This window comes from Rhizobacter sp. P3_B12 (assembly GCF_056402895.1).
This window is the reverse complement of sequence record NZ_JBFUGN010001644.1, coordinates 1-702: the sequence shown is the minus strand read 5'-3', so window position 1 is coordinate 702 and position 702 is coordinate 1. Positions and strand designations below refer to the sequence as shown.

Genomic DNA, 702 nt, shown 5'->3' with positions numbered 1-702 from the left:
GCGTCGGGGAGTGGCCGAAGGGCTGGTCCTTGCTCCAGGAGTTCCTGGCGAAGGACGTGTATCGGCCCGCCCAATGACAAAGGGCCCGCATCGCTGCGGGCCCCGTCAATACTGGCTCCTCGACCTGGGCTCGAACCAGGGACCTACGGATTAACAGTCGGATCGCGGAGCCGGTGGCTTGGCCGCACCACCATTGGCTTAGTTGTCATTCGGTGTCTCATTGGGCGCCGTCCGTCCAACACCGCAGTCTCCCGGCGTCTGCGCGGGCAAGTACTGTATATGTGACAGTTTGGGGATCCGGCCTGCGGCCACCGCGCCGCGGTTGWTCTTCGTAAGTTCCGACAGAAGAACCCTCGCCGGCAGCCGCGACCGGGTACCAGCTTGAAGGCAGTTTCTCCCCAGCTTCAAGGTGACTAGGCAGGCCACCAAGCGGTGGTTGTCATGAAGCCTCGGTCCAGCGTCTTCCATCGCGAATCKGGATCCTGAGGACGAAGCGGCTGCCTTGCCCAAGCCCGGCGCTGCTCGCCTCGACGCTGCCGCCATGGGCTTCGGCTAGCTCGCGCACCACCGCCAGGCCCAGTCCCAAGCCGACGCCATTGAACTTCACCGCATGCTGTTCCTGCACGAACGGGTCGAAGACTTCCAGCAAGGCCCGTGGCGAGATGCCAATGCCGTTGTCCTCGACGGTGAACACCATGGCAT

At 63.9% G+C, this 702-nt stretch carries 1 protein-coding gene; it reads right to left on the bottom strand.

Annotated elements, in window-relative coordinates; all coding sequences use genetic code 11:
* Positions 1-439: 439 nt before the first annotated feature.
* A partial coding sequence (locus tag AC1D01_RS37435; protein ID WP_477874986.1) for a sensor histidine kinase occupies positions 440-702 on the bottom strand: 263 nt, incomplete at its 5' end.